The organism is Xenorhabdus bovienii (genome assembly GCF_024721015.1).
GTDB lineage: Bacteria > Pseudomonadota > Gammaproteobacteria > Enterobacterales > Enterobacteriaceae > Xenorhabdus > Xenorhabdus bovienii.
On record NZ_JANAIF010000033.1, the window covers coordinates 1 to 17302 of the forward strand.

Consider the following 17302-nt stretch of genomic DNA (forward strand, 5'->3'; position numbering starts at 1 on the left):
GATGGGATAATGGTTATATGCTGAAGGTTCTAACGGGAGGGTTTACGTCAGTATAATTTAGACCCGTTTGCCCTAGGAAGCTCTCGTTCTGCCATTGAACTACACTCGCATCATCGAAATGATGCCGTCAAATATATACCTGCTGTTGAATCTCAGTAAGTGATTATTGTTGGATTTTCTTTATATTTCAGTCAGTTGTTTCAGTATGTCTTATCAGTATAAAAAAACGCCCTGTCCGGCTAACCTTACAGGGCATTTGTCGATTTTAATCAGAAATGATTATTTATTCGGGCGCATTGCTGGGAACAGGATCACGTCACGAATGGTATGGCTATCCGTGAACAACATAACCATACGGTCGATACCAATCCCCAAGCCTGCCGTTGGTGGCAAACCGTGTTCCAGTGCAGTAACGTAGTCATCATCGTAGAACATCGCTTCGTCGTCACCTTCGTCTTTATGACGAACTTGCTCTGCAAAACGTTCTGCCTGATCTTCTGCATCGTTCAGCTCGGAGAAGCCGTTACCAATTTCACGGCCACCGATGAAGAATTCAAAACGGTCTGTAATGAATGGGTTGTCATCATTACGGCGTGCCAGCGGAGAAACTTCTGCTGGGTATTCAGTAATGAAAGTCGGTTGAATCAGGTGGCTTTCAGCGGTTTCTTCAAAGATTTCGCACTGAATACGACCCAAGCCCCAGCTTTTTTCAATATCAATGCCAAGAGACTTCGCGATAACGACAGCTTTATCCATGTCATCCAGATCCGCAATATTGGTTTCTGGGCGATATTTGCAAATCGCTTCTTTCATGGTCATTTTGGTGAAAGGCTTACCGAAATCGAATTCTTGTTCACCGTATTTCACCAACGTAGTACCCAGCACTTCCTGAGTCAAAGTACGGAACAGTTCTTCGGTCAGTACGATCAGATCCTGGTAATCCGCATAAGCCATGTAGAGTTCCATCATGGTGAACTCTGGGTTATGACGCGGAGAAATACCTTCGTTACGGAAGTTACGGTTGATTTCGAAAACGCGCTCAAAACCACCCACTACCAGACGTTTCAGATACAGTTCCGGTGCAATGCGCAGGTACATATCGATGTCCAGCGCGTTGTGGTGCGTAGTAAATGGGCGCGCACTCGCTCCGCCTGGGATCGCCTGCATCATTGGGGTTTCAACTTCCATGAAGTCTTTTTTGACCATGAAGTTACGCAATGCAGCCATGATGCGGGAACGGATCTGGAATGTCTTGCGTGATTCGTCATTCGAGATCAGATCCAGATAACGCTGACGGTAGCGCATTTCCTGATCCGCCAAGCCGTGGAATTTATCCGGCAGCGGACGCAGTGCTTTGGTCAGCAAGCGCAGTTCAGTACAGTGAATGGAAAGTTCACCCGTTTTGGTTTTAAACAATTTACCGCGAGCGCCTAAAATGTCACCCAAATCCCATTTTTTGAACTGTTCATTATAAATGCCTTCCGGCAGGTCATCACGGGAAACGTAAACCTGAATACGTCCTCCCATGTCCTGCAAGGTCGCAAAGGATGCCTTGCCCATGATACGACGAGTCATCATACGGCCTGCTACGGTCACTTCAATGTTTAGCGCTTCCAGTTCTTCCTGAGTCTTGTCATCATATTTTGCATGCAGATCTTCAGAAATGTTCTCACGACGAAAATCATTTGGGAATGCGATACCGTTGCCGCGCAGTGCAGCCAGTTTTTCACGGCGAGTTTTCAGTTCATTATTTAAATCAGGAGCCTGTTCAGCTCCCTGCTGCTGTTGTGACATTTTAGTTCCTCATAGGCCGGCTTTTAAGCTAGCTTCAATGAATTTGTCCAAATCCCCATCCAGCACAGACTGCGTATTGCGAGTTTCAACGCCAGTACGCAAATCTTTAATGCGGGAATCATCCAAAACGTAAGAGCGGATCTGACTGCCCCAACCGATATCCGATTTGTTTTCTTCCATCGCCTGTTTATCAGCATTCTTCTTCTGCATTTCCAGTTCATACAGTTTGGCTTTCAACTGTTTCATCGCCTGGTCTTTGTTTTTATGCTGAGAACGATCATTCTGGCACTGGGTTACAAGGCCAGTCGGTATGTGGGTGATACGCACCGCAGATTCAGTTTTGTTGACGTGCTGACCACCTGCACCGGAAGCACGGTATACATCAATACGCAAATCAACCGGGTTGATTTCGATATCAATGTCATCATCCACTTCTGGGTAAATAAAGGCAGAGCTGAATGAGGTATGACGACGGCCACCTGAGTCAAACGGACTTTTACGTACCAAACGATGCACGCCCGTTTCTGTACGCAACCAACCGTAAGCATATTCACCGATGATTTTAATGGTTGCAGATTTCAAACCAGCAACGTCACCATCAGACTCTTCGATAATTTCAGTTTTAAAACCTTTGGACTCAGCCCAGCGCAGAAACATACGCATCAACATACTGGCCCAGTCCTGCGCTTCTGTACCACCAGAGCCAGCCTGTAAATCCAGATAGCAGTTTGCGCTGTCATATTGACCTGAGAACATGCGGCGAAATTCAAGTTGACCGAGTTTTTCTTCCAACTGTTCCAACTCAGCTACGGCTTCATTGAAAGTCTCTTCATCATCAGCTTCTAAAGCCAGTTCCAGCAGGCCGTTCACATCTTCCAGACCCTGATCAAGCTGTTCAATCGTTTCTACGATGTTTTCCAGTGATGAACGCTCTTTACCTAATGCCTGTGCCCGCTCCGGTTCATTCCAGACATCAGGCTGTTCCAGTTCAGCATTGACTTCTTCTAAACGTTCTTTCTTGGCATCATAGTCAAAGATACCCCCTCAGAACTTCTGTCCGCTCAGACAAGTCCTGAATGTGGTTTTTTACCGGGTTAATTTCAAACATATTTTGTGTCTTATACCGTAGTGGTCACATGGATATTTTCGAACTGCGTATTCTAACGGATCTGTCAAACGGTTTATAGCCTTTCTGGAGATTTGCCACACAATCACTTTCGATCATGTGGCAAAGTTTTAATAGCTGATCATACCATTCAGGCCAATTCAGTAAGGCCAGATGTGCTGGATCAAAAGTTGGACATCGCGATTACCGCGAAATTCGTTGATATCCAGTTTATAGGCCAATTCCACTGTTTTGACGCTGTTATCCGGCCAGCGATGAGTATCGATGTTAAACGCAATGCCATCTAACATCGGCCCACCGTTTAATGGCTCAAGCATGACTTTCAGGTGTTTTTCGCCAACAATCCGCTGTTGCAGCAGTTTGAATTTGCCATCAAATATCGGTTCGGCAAATGCCTGCCCCCACGGACCACCTTCTCGCAGAATTTCCGCAATTTCCAGCGATAACTCCCCTAAGGCCAGCTCGCCATCGCTCCAGACCACTCCCTCAAGCTGGGCGATATCCAGCCAATCGGCCATCAACGCAGAGAAATGGCGCTGAAACAGATCAAATTTATCCTGCTTAATTGACAAGCCCGCAGCCATAGCATGGCCGCCAAATTTCAATATCAAGCCCGGATGCAGAGTATCGAGGCGCTCAAGCGCATCACGCATATGCAATCCATTCACTGAACGGCCTGAACCTTTTAATGTTCCATCGCCTGCCGGAGCAAAGGCAATAACCGGACGGTGAAAACGTTCTTTAATACGCGAGGCCAGAATACCCACTACGCCCTGATGCCACTCTGGATGATAAATGACTAGTCCGTAAGGTAGCTGAGTATGGGTACGTTCGAATTGATCACAAATCTGCAAAGCTTCCTGCTTCATCCCCTGCTCAATTTCACGGCGGGTTTGGTTCAGTCCATCAAGTTCACAGACTATCTGACGAGCTTGCACCATATCATCCGTCAACAATAAAGCCACGCCAACGGACATATCATCCAGCCGTCCGGCTGCGTTCAGTCGTGGCCCAAGCGAAAACCCCAAATCACTGGCAGTCAGTTTGGTGGATTCCCGTTTGGAAATTTCAAGCAGCGCCCGAATTCCCACGCAACAGCGACCAGCACGAATGCGGTTCAATCCTTGATACACAAAAATACGGTTATTGGTATCAAGAGGAACCACGTCTGCCACGGTTCCGAGTGCCACCAGATCAAGTAGTTCCGCCAGATTGGGCAGCGGAATACCCTGCTGCTCAAACCACGCTGTTTTACGTAATTCTGCCCTGAGTGCCGACATCAGATAAAATGCCACCCCCACACCAGCCAGCGCTTTCGAGGGGAAAGCACAATCATGCAGGTTAGGGTTGATAATGGCATCTGCGGCTGGTAGTGTCTCTCCGGGCAAGTGATGATCGGTGACAAGCACTTTGATGCTGTGCTGATGCGCCGCTGCCACCCCTTCGTGGGAAGAGATGCCATTGTCCACAGTAATGATCAGATCAGCGCCTTTTTTGACGACTTCATTAACAACCTGAACACTTAAGCCATAACCGTCTTCAAAACGATTTGGCACAAGATAATCAAGATTGCGATAGCCCATCGCCCGCAAGGCACGGATACACAATGCTGTACTGGTTGCCCCATCTGTATCGAAATCACCGACAATAACAATACGCCAATGGTCGTGCAATGCTGTTATCAGCAAGAAAACAGCCTGTTCAATGCCATTGAGAGATTGATAATTGAGTAGCCCTTTGGCTCCACGTTCCAGTTCATCAGCCTGACGAATACCCCGCATAGCGTATAAACGACGCAATAATGGATGAATACTATTGGGAAGATGACTGTCATCCGCCACCGGGCGGCGGCGGAGTTGTGTTTCTATATTCACTGGGGGTTGCTTCACTGAATTTGAGTCATTGACGAATTATTCACCATTTTGTTCCAGAGCTTCTTTCAGATCTTTTGGCGGCATAAAACCACCAAGCACGCTGCCATCCTGAAGTACAATCGCAGGTGTTCCCTGAACACCAAACTGCAAACCTAACTGGTATTGTTTCGCTATATCATTTTTACAGCTCTTGATCGGAGAAATGTTATCCCCTTTGAAAGCAGCATCCAGCGCTTTATTAGGTGTCGCACTGCACCAGATGGATTGCATATCTTTGGCTGATTGATGTTGCAGACTATGGCGAGGAAATGCCAAATAACGGATGGTGATATCCAAATCGTTATACTCTTTCATTTCCTCATGCAACTTGCGGCAATAACCACAGGTAATATCAGTAAAAACAGTCACGACATGTTTTTCTTTTGGTGCCTTGTAAACAATCATTTGATTTTTCAGAGCATCCAGTTTTTTCACCAGAACCTGATTGGTGACATTCTTTGGTAATTTGCCACTAATATCGTAAACCTGGGCTTTGAACAAATACTTACCATCGTTGGAGATATGAATAATACCCTGATCTGTCAAAACCGTGCTCACGCCAGCCAGTTGTGATGGCGTGATACTTTCGGCTTTAAGTCCCATTTTTGACAATGAGTTATTAACCGCACTGTCATTAGCAAATACATTGCTGGCAAAGGCCGTCAATAATAAGGAAAAACAAAACGCTAGCTTCTTCATCTTTTGTTCCTTTATTTCCATTTTTTTCACAGTTATCCACGAGGATGATGTTGTTGATGCAGCGCTTTAAGACGTTCAGTCGCCACATGAGTATAAATTTGAGTCGTGGAGAGATCACTGTGACCCAGCAGCATCTGCACAACGCGTAAGTCTGCACCATGGTTGAGTAAATGCGTTGCAAAAGCATGACGCAAAACATGGGGTGATAAGCGTTCGGTATCAATGCCAGACAGTACGGCATAATGTTTGATCCGATGCCAGAAAGTCTGGCGGGTCATCTGCGTTCCCCTTTTGCTGGGGAAGAAAACGTCAGATACCGAGCCATTTAATAACCACGGACGCCCATACTCTAGGTATTTTTCCAACCAGTAAAGCGCTTCTTCTCCCAAAGGAACCAATCTTTCCTTGTTTCCCTTACCCACTACCCTAACCACACCCTGACGTAAGCTCACATCCGATAATGTCAGCCCAACCAACTCAGACACCCGCAATCCGCAGGCATAAAGCACTTCAAACATGGCTTTATCTCGCAGTTCAATCGGTTGGTCAATCAAGGGAGCATTAAGCAAATCCTCAACTTGTTTTTCACTTAAGTCTTTGGGTAAACGTTTAGGCAATTTAGGGGCAGATAAAAGTGCTGTTGGATCATCCAAACGCATTTTTTCACGATAAAGATACTGAAACAACCGCCGCATTGTACTCAGCAAGCGGGCTGAACTACTGGCTTTATAACCGCCATCTACCCGTTCAGCCAAAAATAATTGTAGTTCAATAGATTCCACAGAAAGTAAATCATGACCACCATATACCAGCCAACTATCTAGGGCTTGTAAATCCAGCCGATAAGAAGATAGCGTATTTTCAGCCAGATCCTTTTCCAGCCAGATGGTATCCAGAAATTGCTCTATAAGGAGATTAGCCGATGGGGTCTGTTCCGATGACTTATCTTGCGAGGAATAGTTTTCTGATAAATCGTGTTTTTTTGGCACAAGCCCTCCTTTATATCTGCGACTTCCGAGCTGCTATTATGCCTGAAAAAACAATTCTTCTGTTACAATGCGGCCCCTGATATTCGAAATGTCCTGGTAAATAATGATGAAAATTGGTCTCTTTTACGGCTCCAGTACATGCTATACAGAAATGGTAGCAGAAAAAATACGCGATATACTCGGCGAAGATCTGATCGAACTGCATAATGTCAAAGATTGTGATCCCCAATTGATGGAAGATTATTCTGTCCTTATTCTCGGCATTCCTACTTGGGATTTCGGTGAATTACAGGAAGATTGGCTGGCTATCTGGGATCAACTTCCATCATTGGATCTGGCGGGAAAAATCGTTGCCATGTATGGCATGGGGGATCAGATCGACTACAGTGAATGGTTTCTGGATTCGTTGGGAATGCTGTATCACCATTTGCTGCCTGCGGGTGCGCAGTTTGTTGGTTTTTGGCCAACAGAAGGTTATGAATTCACCAGCCCTAAACCACTGACCGAAGATGGCAAACAATTTGTCGGCCTGGCTCTGGATGATGTAAACCAGTTCGAGCAAACTGATGAACGTTTGAGCGAATGGTGTATGCAGATATTGGCAGAAATGGAAGCGCTGTTTTAATCCCGCTATATATCAGGATACTGACGCATAAGCTGGTTCAAATGACGCCACATCTTTGGTGGCACACTGTCTGATGCCACCCATAACCGAATTAACGACCGATGGCGGATACTTTCTGTTTTGTCAAAGGCGTGAAGTGTGATCACCATACCATAGCGGCTTAACCACGGTGGCCTAGTGAGTTTCCACGCCGCTTTTTGCCAATGCATTTTCTGGCCACTGAACAGCACCAGCCTTCCCTGACACCGTCTAATGTTTTTTTGGCTCCACACCCAGCTCACCATAATGATGACAAACAGTGGAAGCCAGAGATAAAAACCACTGGCAGGCCACGGAGCCAATAACGCGGCAAGCATAATTACGCCATGCACACCTGAAGAAAACAGGCGGCTATGACGGGATACCTTCAGTTCACAGTGCCACAGGGCCACGGGCTTGGTTTCTGCTCTGAATCAATTGCACCATGCGGAACAGCTCATCATCTTCTGGACGACCATGATTCATGAGCCAGTTAAAGAGATCAGGATCTGCACACTCCAGCAAACGAACGAAAAGCCGCTTATCATCATCATTCAATGAGTCATATTCATATTCAAAAAACGGCATGATAGAAATATCCAGTTCACGCATTCCACGACGACATGCCCAGTGAATACGCGCTTTATTGTCAATATCCATGTTTAAAAAGCCTCTTGATTATTTTCATTCGTGCCATTGAGACGGCAATGCTGATGTCGCGAAAGATTAACAAGTTACCCGTCGTTTCAGAAATGATCACGGTTGCAAAATTTCACAGTCAAAGGGAATTATCAACGATTCTGGACTGTTTTTCATCATTCGTGACAGTTGAATCAAGATATATCGATAATATGCGAAGAGCATCGCAACAAATCACCTTTAACGTCCAGTCAGTAAATAACAAGAATAACTCCTTTGCATTAAGCCCCATCTCTTTTACCATTAGCCTTATTTCTCAGATAGTTTACTGGCAGGAGCTGTTATGGCTGACCAAATTCTATTTTCTGCTCAAATTTCTGCACAACTCCCATCTCCTTCAGCAGCACTTCCCCTGACTTTAATTTCCCTTAATGATTGGGGGATGATAAGCGTAACAGGCGCAGATGCGGAAAAGTATCTGCAAGGCCAAGTCACATCAGATGTCGCCTTGCTCAACCAAAAACATGTGTTGAGCGCACATTGTGATGCCAAAGGAAAGATGTGGAGTAACCTGCGGCTGTTTCACCGTGGTGAAGGTTTTGCCTATATTGAACGTCGCACAGTATTGGATCCCCAGCTGACTGAATTGAAAAAGTATGCTGTGTTTTCCAAAGTGACCTTTGCTAAAGATGAAGAAAGCATCCTGCTTGGTGTTGCCGGAGCGGAAAGCAGGAACGCGCTGGCAGAAATGTTTCCCACCCTGCCCGATGCCGAAACAACCGTTATTCAACACGAAACAACTACCCTTCTTCACTTCGCCTTCCCCACAGAACGTTTCCTTTTAGTCACCGATCAGGCTACCGCAGCCCAGTTAGCGGAAACGTTAGCAGAGAAATTTCAGGCGCAATTGAGCGACAGTCAGCAGTGGTTGGCACTGGAGATTGAAGCAGGCTTCCCGGTCATTGATTCAGCCAGCAGCGCCCAGTTCATTCCACAAGCGATGAATATTCAGGCTCTTGAGGGCAGTATCAGCTTCAAGAAAGGCTGTTATACCGGTCAGGAGATGGTGGCTCGTGCCAAATACCGCGGTGCTAATAAGCGGGCAATGTACTGGCTGGCTGGCACGGCTTCTTCTCTTCCCGTCGCCGGAGACGATCTGGAGTGGCAACTGGGTGATAAATGGCGCAGAACGGGCTCGGTTCTGACTGCGGTCAGACTCGCTGATGGTTCAATCTGGGTGCAAGTTGTCATGAACAATGATATGGCTGCTGACAGTATTTTCCGTATCCGTGAAGATGAAGGAAGTTCTCTTACCATTCAATCGCTTCCTTATTCATTAGATGAAGAAAAATAATATTTGAGGTTTTTTATGTCATTAGCTGTACCTCCTGTTGATTTCGGCCCATTTACTAATGTTATCGCATTTATTATGGAGCTGGATAAGTTAAAATCGGTTCATCGCAAAACTAAACTGCTGAACAATCAGCGTCATGAGAATTCGGCTGAACATAGCTGGCATTTCGCACTTGCTGTCATGAGTTTTGCGCCTTATGTGGGTGAAATGAATATAGGTCGCGTTGTGCAGATGGCTTTGATTCACGATATTGTCGAAATCGATGCAGGAGATGTTATCGCATTCGATTTAGCTGCCCGTGAAGCAATCCATGAACATGAAGTTAACGCCGCCCATCGTATTTTTGGTTTACTGCCGGAAGCGCAGAGAGATTATTTTCTGGCGCTGTGGAATGAATACGAAGATTCTGAAACACCTGAAGCAATTTTTGCCAAAACGCTCGACAGGGTCATGCCGGTACTCATGAACCTGCATAACGATGGCCAAAGCTGGGTTGAGAATGGTATCCACTTTGAACAGGTTTTCAATCTGCTTCATTTTATTTCTGAGGCTTACCCTGAGCTGTGGCAATATCTGCTACCACAATTGGAAGCCGCGAAAGAGAAAGGTTGGTTGAAAGCGTAACTGTAAGAAATGACGTCAGATAACAAAGTTTCTTATTGCAAATTTTCTACGGTTTTCTCAGGAGATACATTGACTCAAAAATGGCGATCTCCTATCACGAGAAAACCATCATATATTGAATGAAGATGGATAATCTTCCTGAAAAAGCAGTGTGAGGAATCCTCCTCAACACTGCTTTCGTCTTCTTTGTTAACCGAGATTAACGATAATCTTCAATCGGTGCACAGGAGCAATGTAAATTGCGGTCACCATATACATCGTCGAGACGTTTAACCGTTGGCCAGTATTTATTGGCTTTGGTTTCTGCTGTTGGGAAGACAGCGATTTCACGGCTGTATGCGTGTTCCCAGTCAGAGACCAGCTCTGTCTGAACATGTGGCGCATTTACCAGTGGGTTGTCTTCCAGCGGCCACTCCCCTTTTGCCACTTTGCTGATTTCTTCGCGAATTGCCAGCATTGCGTCAATAAAGCGATCGATTTCGACTTTGCTTTCGGATTCCGTCGGCTCAACCATCAAGGTTCCCGCTACGGGGAATGACATGGTTGGGGCATGGAAGCCGTAATCAACTAAACGCTTGGCGATATCCATTTCACTGATGCCAAATTCGTCTTTCAATGGGCGAATATCCAAAATACATTCGTGGGCAACGTAGCCATCACGTCCGGTATAGAGGATTTCATAAGCCCCTTTCAGGCGAGCTGCGATGTAGTTCGCATTCAGAATCGCAACTTGGCTGGCTTGTTTCAGTCCTTTTGCTCCCATCATGCGGATATACATCCAGCTAATGGGCAAAATGGAAGCACTGCCAAATGGTGCTGCCGATACTGCGCCCAATGTGGTTACTGTGTCCATTTCCACCACAGAATGCCCCGGAACAAATGGCGCGAGGTGTTTTTTCACACCAATCGGCCCCATGCCCGGGCCACCGCCACCGTGTGGGATACAAAAGGTTTTATGCAGGTTCAGGTGGGAAACGTCAGCACCAATAAAGCCCGGCGTGGTAATACCGACTTGGGCGTTCATGTTGGCACCATCAAGGTAAACCTGACCACCATTCTGGTGAATGATGTCGCAAATCTGACGGATGGTTTCTTCATACACACCGTGAGTCGATGGGTAGGTCACCATGATGCAGGCCAGTTCATCACGATGTTTTTCCGCTTTTTCGCGTAAATCTGTCAGATCAATATTACCTTCTTTGTCACAATTCACCACCACCACGGTCATACCCGCCATATGCGCGGAAGCAGGGTTTGTGCCGTGAGCAGAGCTTGGGATCAGGCAGACATGGCGATGCTGTTCTCCACGACTGGCGTAATAGCGACGAATAGCGAGTAAGCCAGCATATTCTCCTTGGGCACCGGAGTTTGGCTGCATACAAACTGCGTCGTAGCCGGTCAGCAATACTAGCCAATGGGAGAGTTGGCTGATCAATTGGTGATAACCCTGCGCCTGCTCTGGTGGGCAGAAAGGATGCATATCCGTAAATTCAGGCCATGTGATCGGCATGATTTCAGCCGCCGCATTCAGTTTCATGGTACACGACCCCAGAGGGATCATCGCCTGATTCAATGCCAGATCTTTACGCTCCAGACTGTGCATGTAGCGCATCATGTCGGTTTCGCTGTGATAACAGCGGAAGTTGTCATGCGTCAGGATGTCATCATTGCGCAGCATTGAAGCCGGAATAGATTGGCTGCCTGCCGACATTTCACTATCAAGCGTATCGATATCCAGCATAGCATCAGAGCCAGTCAAGACTTGGAACAGTGTCTGCAAATCGCCGCGGCTGGTTTTCTCACTCAATGCCACACCAACCGCACCAAGAATATCAGTACGCAGGTTAATTTGAGCCTTCTCCGCCCGTGCCAGCACCGGTGTTTTATCTGCAACTTCAACGGTCAGCGTATCAAACCATGTTTTGTGACGCAGTGTTATGCCCGCTTTTTGCAGGCCAGCGGCCAGAATGTCGGTCAATCGGTGAATACGGCCAGCGATTCTCTTCAAGCCTTCAGCACCGTGGTAAACCGCATACATGCCAGCAATATTAGCCAGCAGAACTTGTGAGGTACAGATATTGGAGTTCGCTTTTTCGCGACGGATATGCTGTTCACGGGTTTGCATGGCCATCCGCAGAGCGCGGTTACCCGCCGCGTCACGGGAAACGCCAATAATGCGACCCGGCATGGAACGCTTGAATTCATCACGGCAGGCAAAGAATGCAGCATGTGGGCCGCCGTATCCCATCGGGACACCAAAACGCTGTGCCGCACCAAATACCATATCAGCACCTTGTTTACCCGGCGCAGTCAACATGACCAGTGCCATGAAATCCGCCGCGACACTGACAATGATCTTTTTCTCTTTCAGTTTTGCAATCAGAACACTGTAATCATGAACTTCGCCCGTTGTACCAACCTGTTGTAGCAGGACACCGAAGACGCCTTCCAGTTCCAGTACTTTTTCGGCTTCATCAACAATGACTTCAAATCCAAATGTTTCCGCACGGGTACGAACAACGTCCAGCGTCTGTGGATGAATATCATCCGCCACAAAGAAACGCTCTGCGCCTTTCAACTTACTAACCCGTTTTGCCATCGCCATAGCTTCAGCCGCTGCCGTAGCTTCATCCAGTAATGAGGCAGAAGCAAGATCCAATCCGGTTAGATCAATAGTGACTTGCTGGAAGTTCAGTAAGGCTTCAAGACGGCCTTGGGAAACTTCTGGCTGATACGGGGTATATGCCGTGTACCAGCCTGGGTTCTCCAGCAAATTACGCAGAATAACCGGAGGGAGTACCGATGGCGCGTATCCCATGCCGATATAAGATTGATAACGCCTGTTCTGGCTGGCCATCACTTTCAGTTCAGCCAGTGCCTGTTGTTCTGTCGCGCCTTCGCCTACAGCAGGTGGTTCTGACAATGCGATATCACGAGGAACGATTTTATTCGTCAGATCGTCAAGAGAATTTGCACCAACTGTCGCCAGCATCTCTTTTTGCTGTTCAGCAGAAGAACCAATGTGGCGACGAGTGAATTCACCTTGATTTTCAAGTTGGATTAGTGTCTGAGTCATTGATGATAATTTCCTGAAACTAGCTAAAAACGGCACACATAAAAAACGCCCCATTCACAGCGTGATATGGGGCGATAGTCATCATTATTCTTCTTCTGCCAAAAGTGACTGATAACCTTCCGCATCAAGCAGATGGGTGAGTTCACTCTCGTCAGAGATCTTAAGGCGGAACAGCCAACCTTCGTTATAAGGTTCACTGTTGACTAATTCAGGAGAACTTTCCAACTCTGAATTAACAGCGGTAACTTCACCACTCAAGGGGGCATAAATATCAGAAGCCGCTTTGACTGATTCTACAACAGCACAGTCACTACCACTATTTACAACTGCACCGACTTCAGGCAAATCAACGAATACCATATCACCCAAGAGTTCCTGAGCGTGCTCGGTAATACCTACAGTGTATTCACCGTTTCCTTCCACACGAACCCATTCGTGTGATGAGGTATATTTTAATTCTGCTGGTACATGACTCATCGTTGCCATCTCCTTATTTTTAATTCATTAATAAAAATGTTACGACCAAAATTACTCTACGAGCGGTTTGCCCATCCGTACAAAACCCGGTTTAACCACCTGAACAGGCATTTCACGGTTACGGATCTGAACAATCGCTTGTTCTCCAATTCCCTGAGGAACCCGTGCAAGAGCTATGCTGAATCCCAAAGTTGGAGAGAATGTTCCGCTGGTAATGACACCAGAACGCATTTCACCCGCTTTATCGGTGAAGTGGACAGTTAAACCACCACGCAATACGCCCTTGTCGCGCATAATTAAACCAACCAGTTGTTCTGTACCTACTTCGCGCTGTCTTTCCAGCGCTTCACGGCCAATAAATTGACGATCTTCCGGTTTCCACGCAATCGTCCATCCCATATTGGCCGCTAAAGGCGAAATGGTCTCATCCATTTCCTGGCCATAAAGGTTCATACCCGCTTCGAGACGTAGTGTATCCCGTGCGCCCAACCCGGCGGGTTTGACGCCTGCTGCCAACAACTGCTGCCAAAAATCAGCAGCTTGTTCTTTCGGTAACGCAATTTCATAACCTGCTTCGCCGGTATAACCGGTCGTCGCGATAAATAAATCGCCAGATTGAACACCGAAAAAAGGCTTCATGCCTGTCACGGCCTGTTTTTGTTCATCATTCAGCAGGGATTGTGTTTTAGACTGCGCATTCGGGCCTTGAACCGCGATCAATGCTAAATCATCACGCACCGTAATTTCGACGGGGTAATTCGTGGCATGCTGTTGAATCCACGCTAAGTCTTTGTCACGGGTCGCAGAATTTACAACCATGCGATAGAAGTCATCAGTGAAGAAATAGACTATCAGGTCATCAATAACACCACCGGAGGCATTCAACATGCCGGTATAAAGTGCCTTACCCTGTTCGGTCAGTTTGGTGATGTCATTTGCCAGAAGATAGCGGAGAAAATCACGGCAACCTGTGCCATGCAGATCCACAATGGTCATGTGGGAAACATCGAACATACCAGCATCAGTACGCACCGTCTGATGCTCGTCGATTTGTGAACCGTATTGAAGGGGCATCATCCAGCCATGAAAATCTACCATGCGCGCTCCGCATGCCAGATGTTGATCATATAGTGGGGTGTGTTTTGACATTATTTCCCTCTTTCCATTCTTGACATGAAAATGTTTTTGACCTGAAAAACATACGGCGTATTAACCGACAGAGGTTGGATCATGAATCAAAAAAAGCGGTTAATGACGCAAACGATACCTTGAGTTAGAAGTTATCACTGAAAATGGAAATGAACCATAAAATAAATTAGCAGCATTACAGTAATAACCTGAAAAACCACTTACTATCATGCAGAATTTTTATCTAATTTATTGCGTGAAGGCGCTCAAAATTTTTGATGAAACACAGAATACGTTCTTTTTTTATTAGAAAAAGACTAAAGTGTGAAGTAAATCAACTGGACACACTTTAGTCCAACATGAGGAAAACTAATCTAAAATGAGAAGCAGAATTAGATTTTTTCAACCGAAGAGGTTTGAGGAATCAGCCAATCAGGGAGATCATTTAGCCCCATGGCATGACGAAGCAGTTGCGATTTCACTCCCGGTAAGTGATCAGCGAACGTTAATCCAATATCACGCAATAGTTTTTTAGCCGGATTATTGCCATCAAATAGCTGACGGAACCCTTGCATGCCTGCCAGCATCACCGCTGCACTGTGCTTACGGCGGCGTTCGAAACGCCCCAGATAGAGATACTGACCGATGTCTTTCCCCTGGCGGTGCAGGCGGTTCAGTTCTCCAATCAACTCTGCCACATCCATAAATCCCAAATTAACGCCTTGTCCTGCCAAAGGATGAATAGTATGTGCAGCATCCCCCAGCAGGGCTAACCGATGGGCTGCAAAGTTACGGGCATAACGCCCCATCAATGGAATGGCCTGGCGTTCACTGACTAATTCACACTGACCAAGCTGCATATCAAATGTAACGCCCAATTGCCGATTAAATAATACAGCGTCGATTGCTTTGCGCTGTTGCGCAGCTTCAGCAGGCAGTGACCAGACAATCGAGCATAAATGGGGATCAGACAACGGCAGGAAAGCCAGAATCCCATCACCATGAAAGACCTGGCGCGCAATAGCCTGATGAGGTTCTTCGGTACGAATGGTGGCGACCAGCGCATGATGCTCATAATCCCAAAAAGTCAGTGGAATATCCGCATGTTGACGCAGCCATGAATTCGCACCATCAGCACCAACAACCAGCCGTGAAGTGAGCATTCGCTCATCGGACAAAGTAATGAAAGCTTCGTTTTCTCCCCACGCGACATTTTTGAGGGATGCGGGTGTAAAAATCGTCACATCAGGCAAACTTTCCGCCTGCTGCCAAAGTGCCTGCCGGATCACATGGTTTTCGATGATATGTCCAAGATGTGTCAGACCATTTTCTGTCGCATCGAATTTAATGCGACCAAAACTATCCTGATCCCGGACTTCCATCCCCTGATAAGCACTAGCTCGCATCGCAGTAATGTGCTGCCAGACACCAAGATGAGTTAATAACCGCTCACTGGCTGCATTGATGGCAGAAACACGCAGCGCATGTTCGTCGTTAGCATGAAACGCGCCTGTCGGTGGGTGCTCTTCTACAATCGCGATGCGCAAACCGCTACCCTGCAAACCACAGGCCAGCGCAAGGCCAACCATACCGCCCCCTGCGATCACCACATCAAATGATTGCATGTTTTTCTTTCCTCTTAATCTGCCTTATTCTGCCGATGAGTGATGGGCAACCCAACCCAGTGTCTGACGGGCAAATAAATCCCGCAACGGGGACAACGTTTCCATCGTTATCAGGCCAAAGTTACGCCCTATCTTCAAAGGGAAATAGTCATTGGCGAATATTCTGACCAGCCCATCCGTAATGCCAATCGTTGTTTCACGATCGGTATGGCGTTGCTGCTGGTAACGAGCCAAAACATCATAAGCACCAATATCTTGCCCTGAATCTACCGCCGCTGAAATGACTTGTGCCAGTGTCATAACATCACGCATTCCTAAGTTAAAACCCTGCCCGGCAATCGGATGTAACGTTTGGGACGCATTGCCTACCAACGCCAGACGATGACTGATCTGCTGGCTGGCAGTGGATAAAGCCAGTGGATAACTATGCCGTTGACCCGTTTCCAGCATTTTACCCAAACGCCAGCCAAAGGCTTTTTGCAATTGTTGAAGAAATTCCTCATTGCTCCAGTCGTTGATTTCCGTCTGTTTTTCCAGCGGGTGGCACCATACCAAAGCGCTGCGACCTTCAGACATGGGCAACAATGCCAGCGGGCCGTGTTCGGTAAAGCGTTCAAATGCCCGTCCCTGAGGATGTTCAGATGTCAGGACATTGGCAATCATGGCAACCTGACCGTAAGTTTGCTGCTGCCACGGAATATTGCACGCTTTCGCCACGGCAGAATAGCTTCCGTCGGCAGCAACCAACAACTCTCCCGTGATCTTTTCGCCATTGTCCAGCTTGACCACAACCGAAGTATCCAGACGCTCAACGGAATTCACTTTAGCCGGACAGTGAAGTTTGACATTAGATGCCTGTCTTAACAGATTAAACAGACGAATCCCGGCATCGTGCAATTCAATGACATTACCCAATGCCGGAATAGCATAGTCATCGGCTCGAATGTTAACGAAACCGCTATGACCTCGATCGCTGACATGAACGTGAGTAATTGGGGTAACGCAATCTTTCAGCACAGGCCAGACACCTATTTGGCTCAGGCGCTGGCATGTGCCATAAGCCAAGGCAATAGCTCTTGCATCAAAACCCGGATGTTCTTGTGTTGGTTCTGTCGATTCAATCAAAGAGACCTGTAACTGCCCCCGACTTAAGGAAGAAATGGCCAGCGCCAGTGTTGCACCAGCCATTCCTCCCCCCACAATAATCACGTTCAT

At 46.9% G+C, this 17302-nt stretch carries 15 protein-coding genes; 3 read left to right on the forward strand and 12 right to left on the reverse strand.

All coding sequences use genetic code 11. The annotated features are described in order from the left end of the window. Nucleotides 1-279: 279 nt before the first annotated feature. The 5 genes from lysS to xerD form a co-directional block, all read right to left on the reverse strand. On the reverse strand, nt 280-1794 hold the full coding sequence (gene lysS, locus NXS07_RS10490; protein ID WP_038196930.1) for a lysine--tRNA ligase: 1515 nt from the start codon (nt 1792-1794) through the stop codon (nt 280-282). Nucleotides 1795-1803: 9 nt separating this feature from the next. Continuing rightward, a protein-coding gene (gene prfB, locus NXS07_RS10495; RefSeq protein WP_155271355.1) for a peptide chain release factor 2 occupies nt 1804-2902 on the reverse strand; the annotation gives its coding sequence in 2 pieces (ribosomal slippage) (nt 1804-2826 and nt 2828-2902; 1098 coding nt in all). Nucleotides 2903-3060: 158 nt separating this feature from the next. Further along, on the reverse strand, nt 3061-4794 hold the full coding sequence (gene recJ, locus NXS07_RS10500) for a single-stranded-DNA-specific exonuclease RecJ (RefSeq protein WP_258086708.1): 1734 nt from the start codon (nt 4792-4794) through the stop codon (nt 3061-3063). 36 nt (nt 4795-4830) lie between these two features. After that, nucleotides 4831-5532 (reverse strand): bifunctional protein-disulfide isomerase/oxidoreductase DsbC, encoded by a 702-nt coding sequence (gene dsbC / locus NXS07_RS10505; RefSeq protein WP_038209172.1) that lies wholly within the window; start codon nt 5530-5532, stop codon nt 4831-4833. A gap of 32 nt (nt 5533-5564) precedes the next feature. After that, on the reverse strand, nt 5565-6440 hold the full coding sequence (gene xerD, locus NXS07_RS10510) for a site-specific tyrosine recombinase XerD (protein ID WP_258086721.1): 876 nt from the start codon (nt 6438-6440) through the stop codon (nt 5565-5567). Between the two features lie 187 nt (nt 6441-6627). Between xerD and fldB the strand changes: the two genes are divergently transcribed. Continuing rightward, entirely contained in the window at nt 6628-7146 is a 519-nt protein-coding gene (gene fldB, locus NXS07_RS10515; RefSeq protein WP_038196934.1) for a flavodoxin FldB, read from the forward strand. Between the two features lie 5 nt (nt 7147-7151). Here fldB and NXS07_RS10520 read toward each other — a convergent pair whose 3' ends face one another. Next, entirely contained in the window at nt 7152-7577 is a 426-nt protein-coding gene (locus NXS07_RS10520; protein WP_038209169.1) for a protein YgfX, read from the reverse strand. After that, complete coding sequence (sdhE, locus tag NXS07_RS10525; protein WP_038196936.1) at nt 7558-7824, reverse strand: FAD assembly factor SdhE; 267 nt, start codon at nt 7822-7824, stop codon at nt 7558-7560. Before sdhE ends, NXS07_RS10520 begins: the two co-directional genes overlap by 20 nt. 322 nt (nt 7825-8146) lie before the next feature. On the opposite strand from sdhE, the gene ygfZ reads away from it, so the two are divergent. Together ygfZ and NXS07_RS10535 are read left to right on the forward strand one after the other, a co-directional pair. Beyond that, nucleotides 8147-9157 (forward strand): tRNA-modifying protein YgfZ, encoded by a 1011-nt coding sequence (ygfZ, locus tag NXS07_RS10530; protein ID WP_038215778.1) that lies wholly within the window; start codon nt 8147-8149, stop codon nt 9155-9157. 15 nt (nt 9158-9172) lie between these two features. Further along, nucleotides 9173-9781, forward strand: coding sequence for an HD domain-containing protein (locus tag NXS07_RS10535; RefSeq protein ID WP_258086709.1), 609 nt, complete (start codon nt 9173-9175; stop codon nt 9779-9781). A gap of 199 nt (nt 9782-9980) precedes the next feature. On the opposite strand, the gene gcvP is transcribed toward NXS07_RS10535, so the two are convergent. The 5 genes from gcvP to ubiH all read right to left on the reverse strand — a co-directional run bounded on the left by gcvP (nt 9981) and on the right by ubiH (nt 17302). Further along, nucleotides 9981-12857 (reverse strand): aminomethyl-transferring glycine dehydrogenase, encoded by a 2877-nt coding sequence (gcvP, locus tag NXS07_RS10540; protein ID WP_258086710.1) that lies wholly within the window; start codon nt 12855-12857, stop codon nt 9981-9983. Between the two features lie 84 nt (nt 12858-12941). Continuing rightward, on the reverse strand, nt 12942-13334 hold the full coding sequence (gene gcvH / locus NXS07_RS10545) for a glycine cleavage system protein GcvH (protein WP_038196940.1): 393 nt from the start codon (nt 13332-13334) through the stop codon (nt 12942-12944). Nucleotides 13335-13385: 51 nt separating this feature from the next. After that, entirely contained in the window at nt 13386-14483 is a 1098-nt protein-coding gene (gcvT, locus tag NXS07_RS10550) for a glycine cleavage system aminomethyltransferase GcvT (RefSeq protein WP_258086711.1), read from the reverse strand. A 371-nt stretch (nt 14484-14854) separates the two neighbouring features. Continuing rightward, nucleotides 14855-16087, reverse strand: coding sequence for an FAD-dependent 2-octaprenylphenol hydroxylase (gene ubiI / locus NXS07_RS10555; protein ID WP_038209151.1), 1233 nt, complete (start codon nt 16085-16087; stop codon nt 14855-14857). A gap of 24 nt (nt 16088-16111) precedes the next feature. Beyond that, a complete protein-coding gene (gene ubiH, locus NXS07_RS10560; RefSeq protein ID WP_038209148.1) occupies nt 16112-17302 on the reverse strand; it encodes a 2-octaprenyl-6-methoxyphenyl hydroxylase in 1191 nt (396 codons plus the stop codon).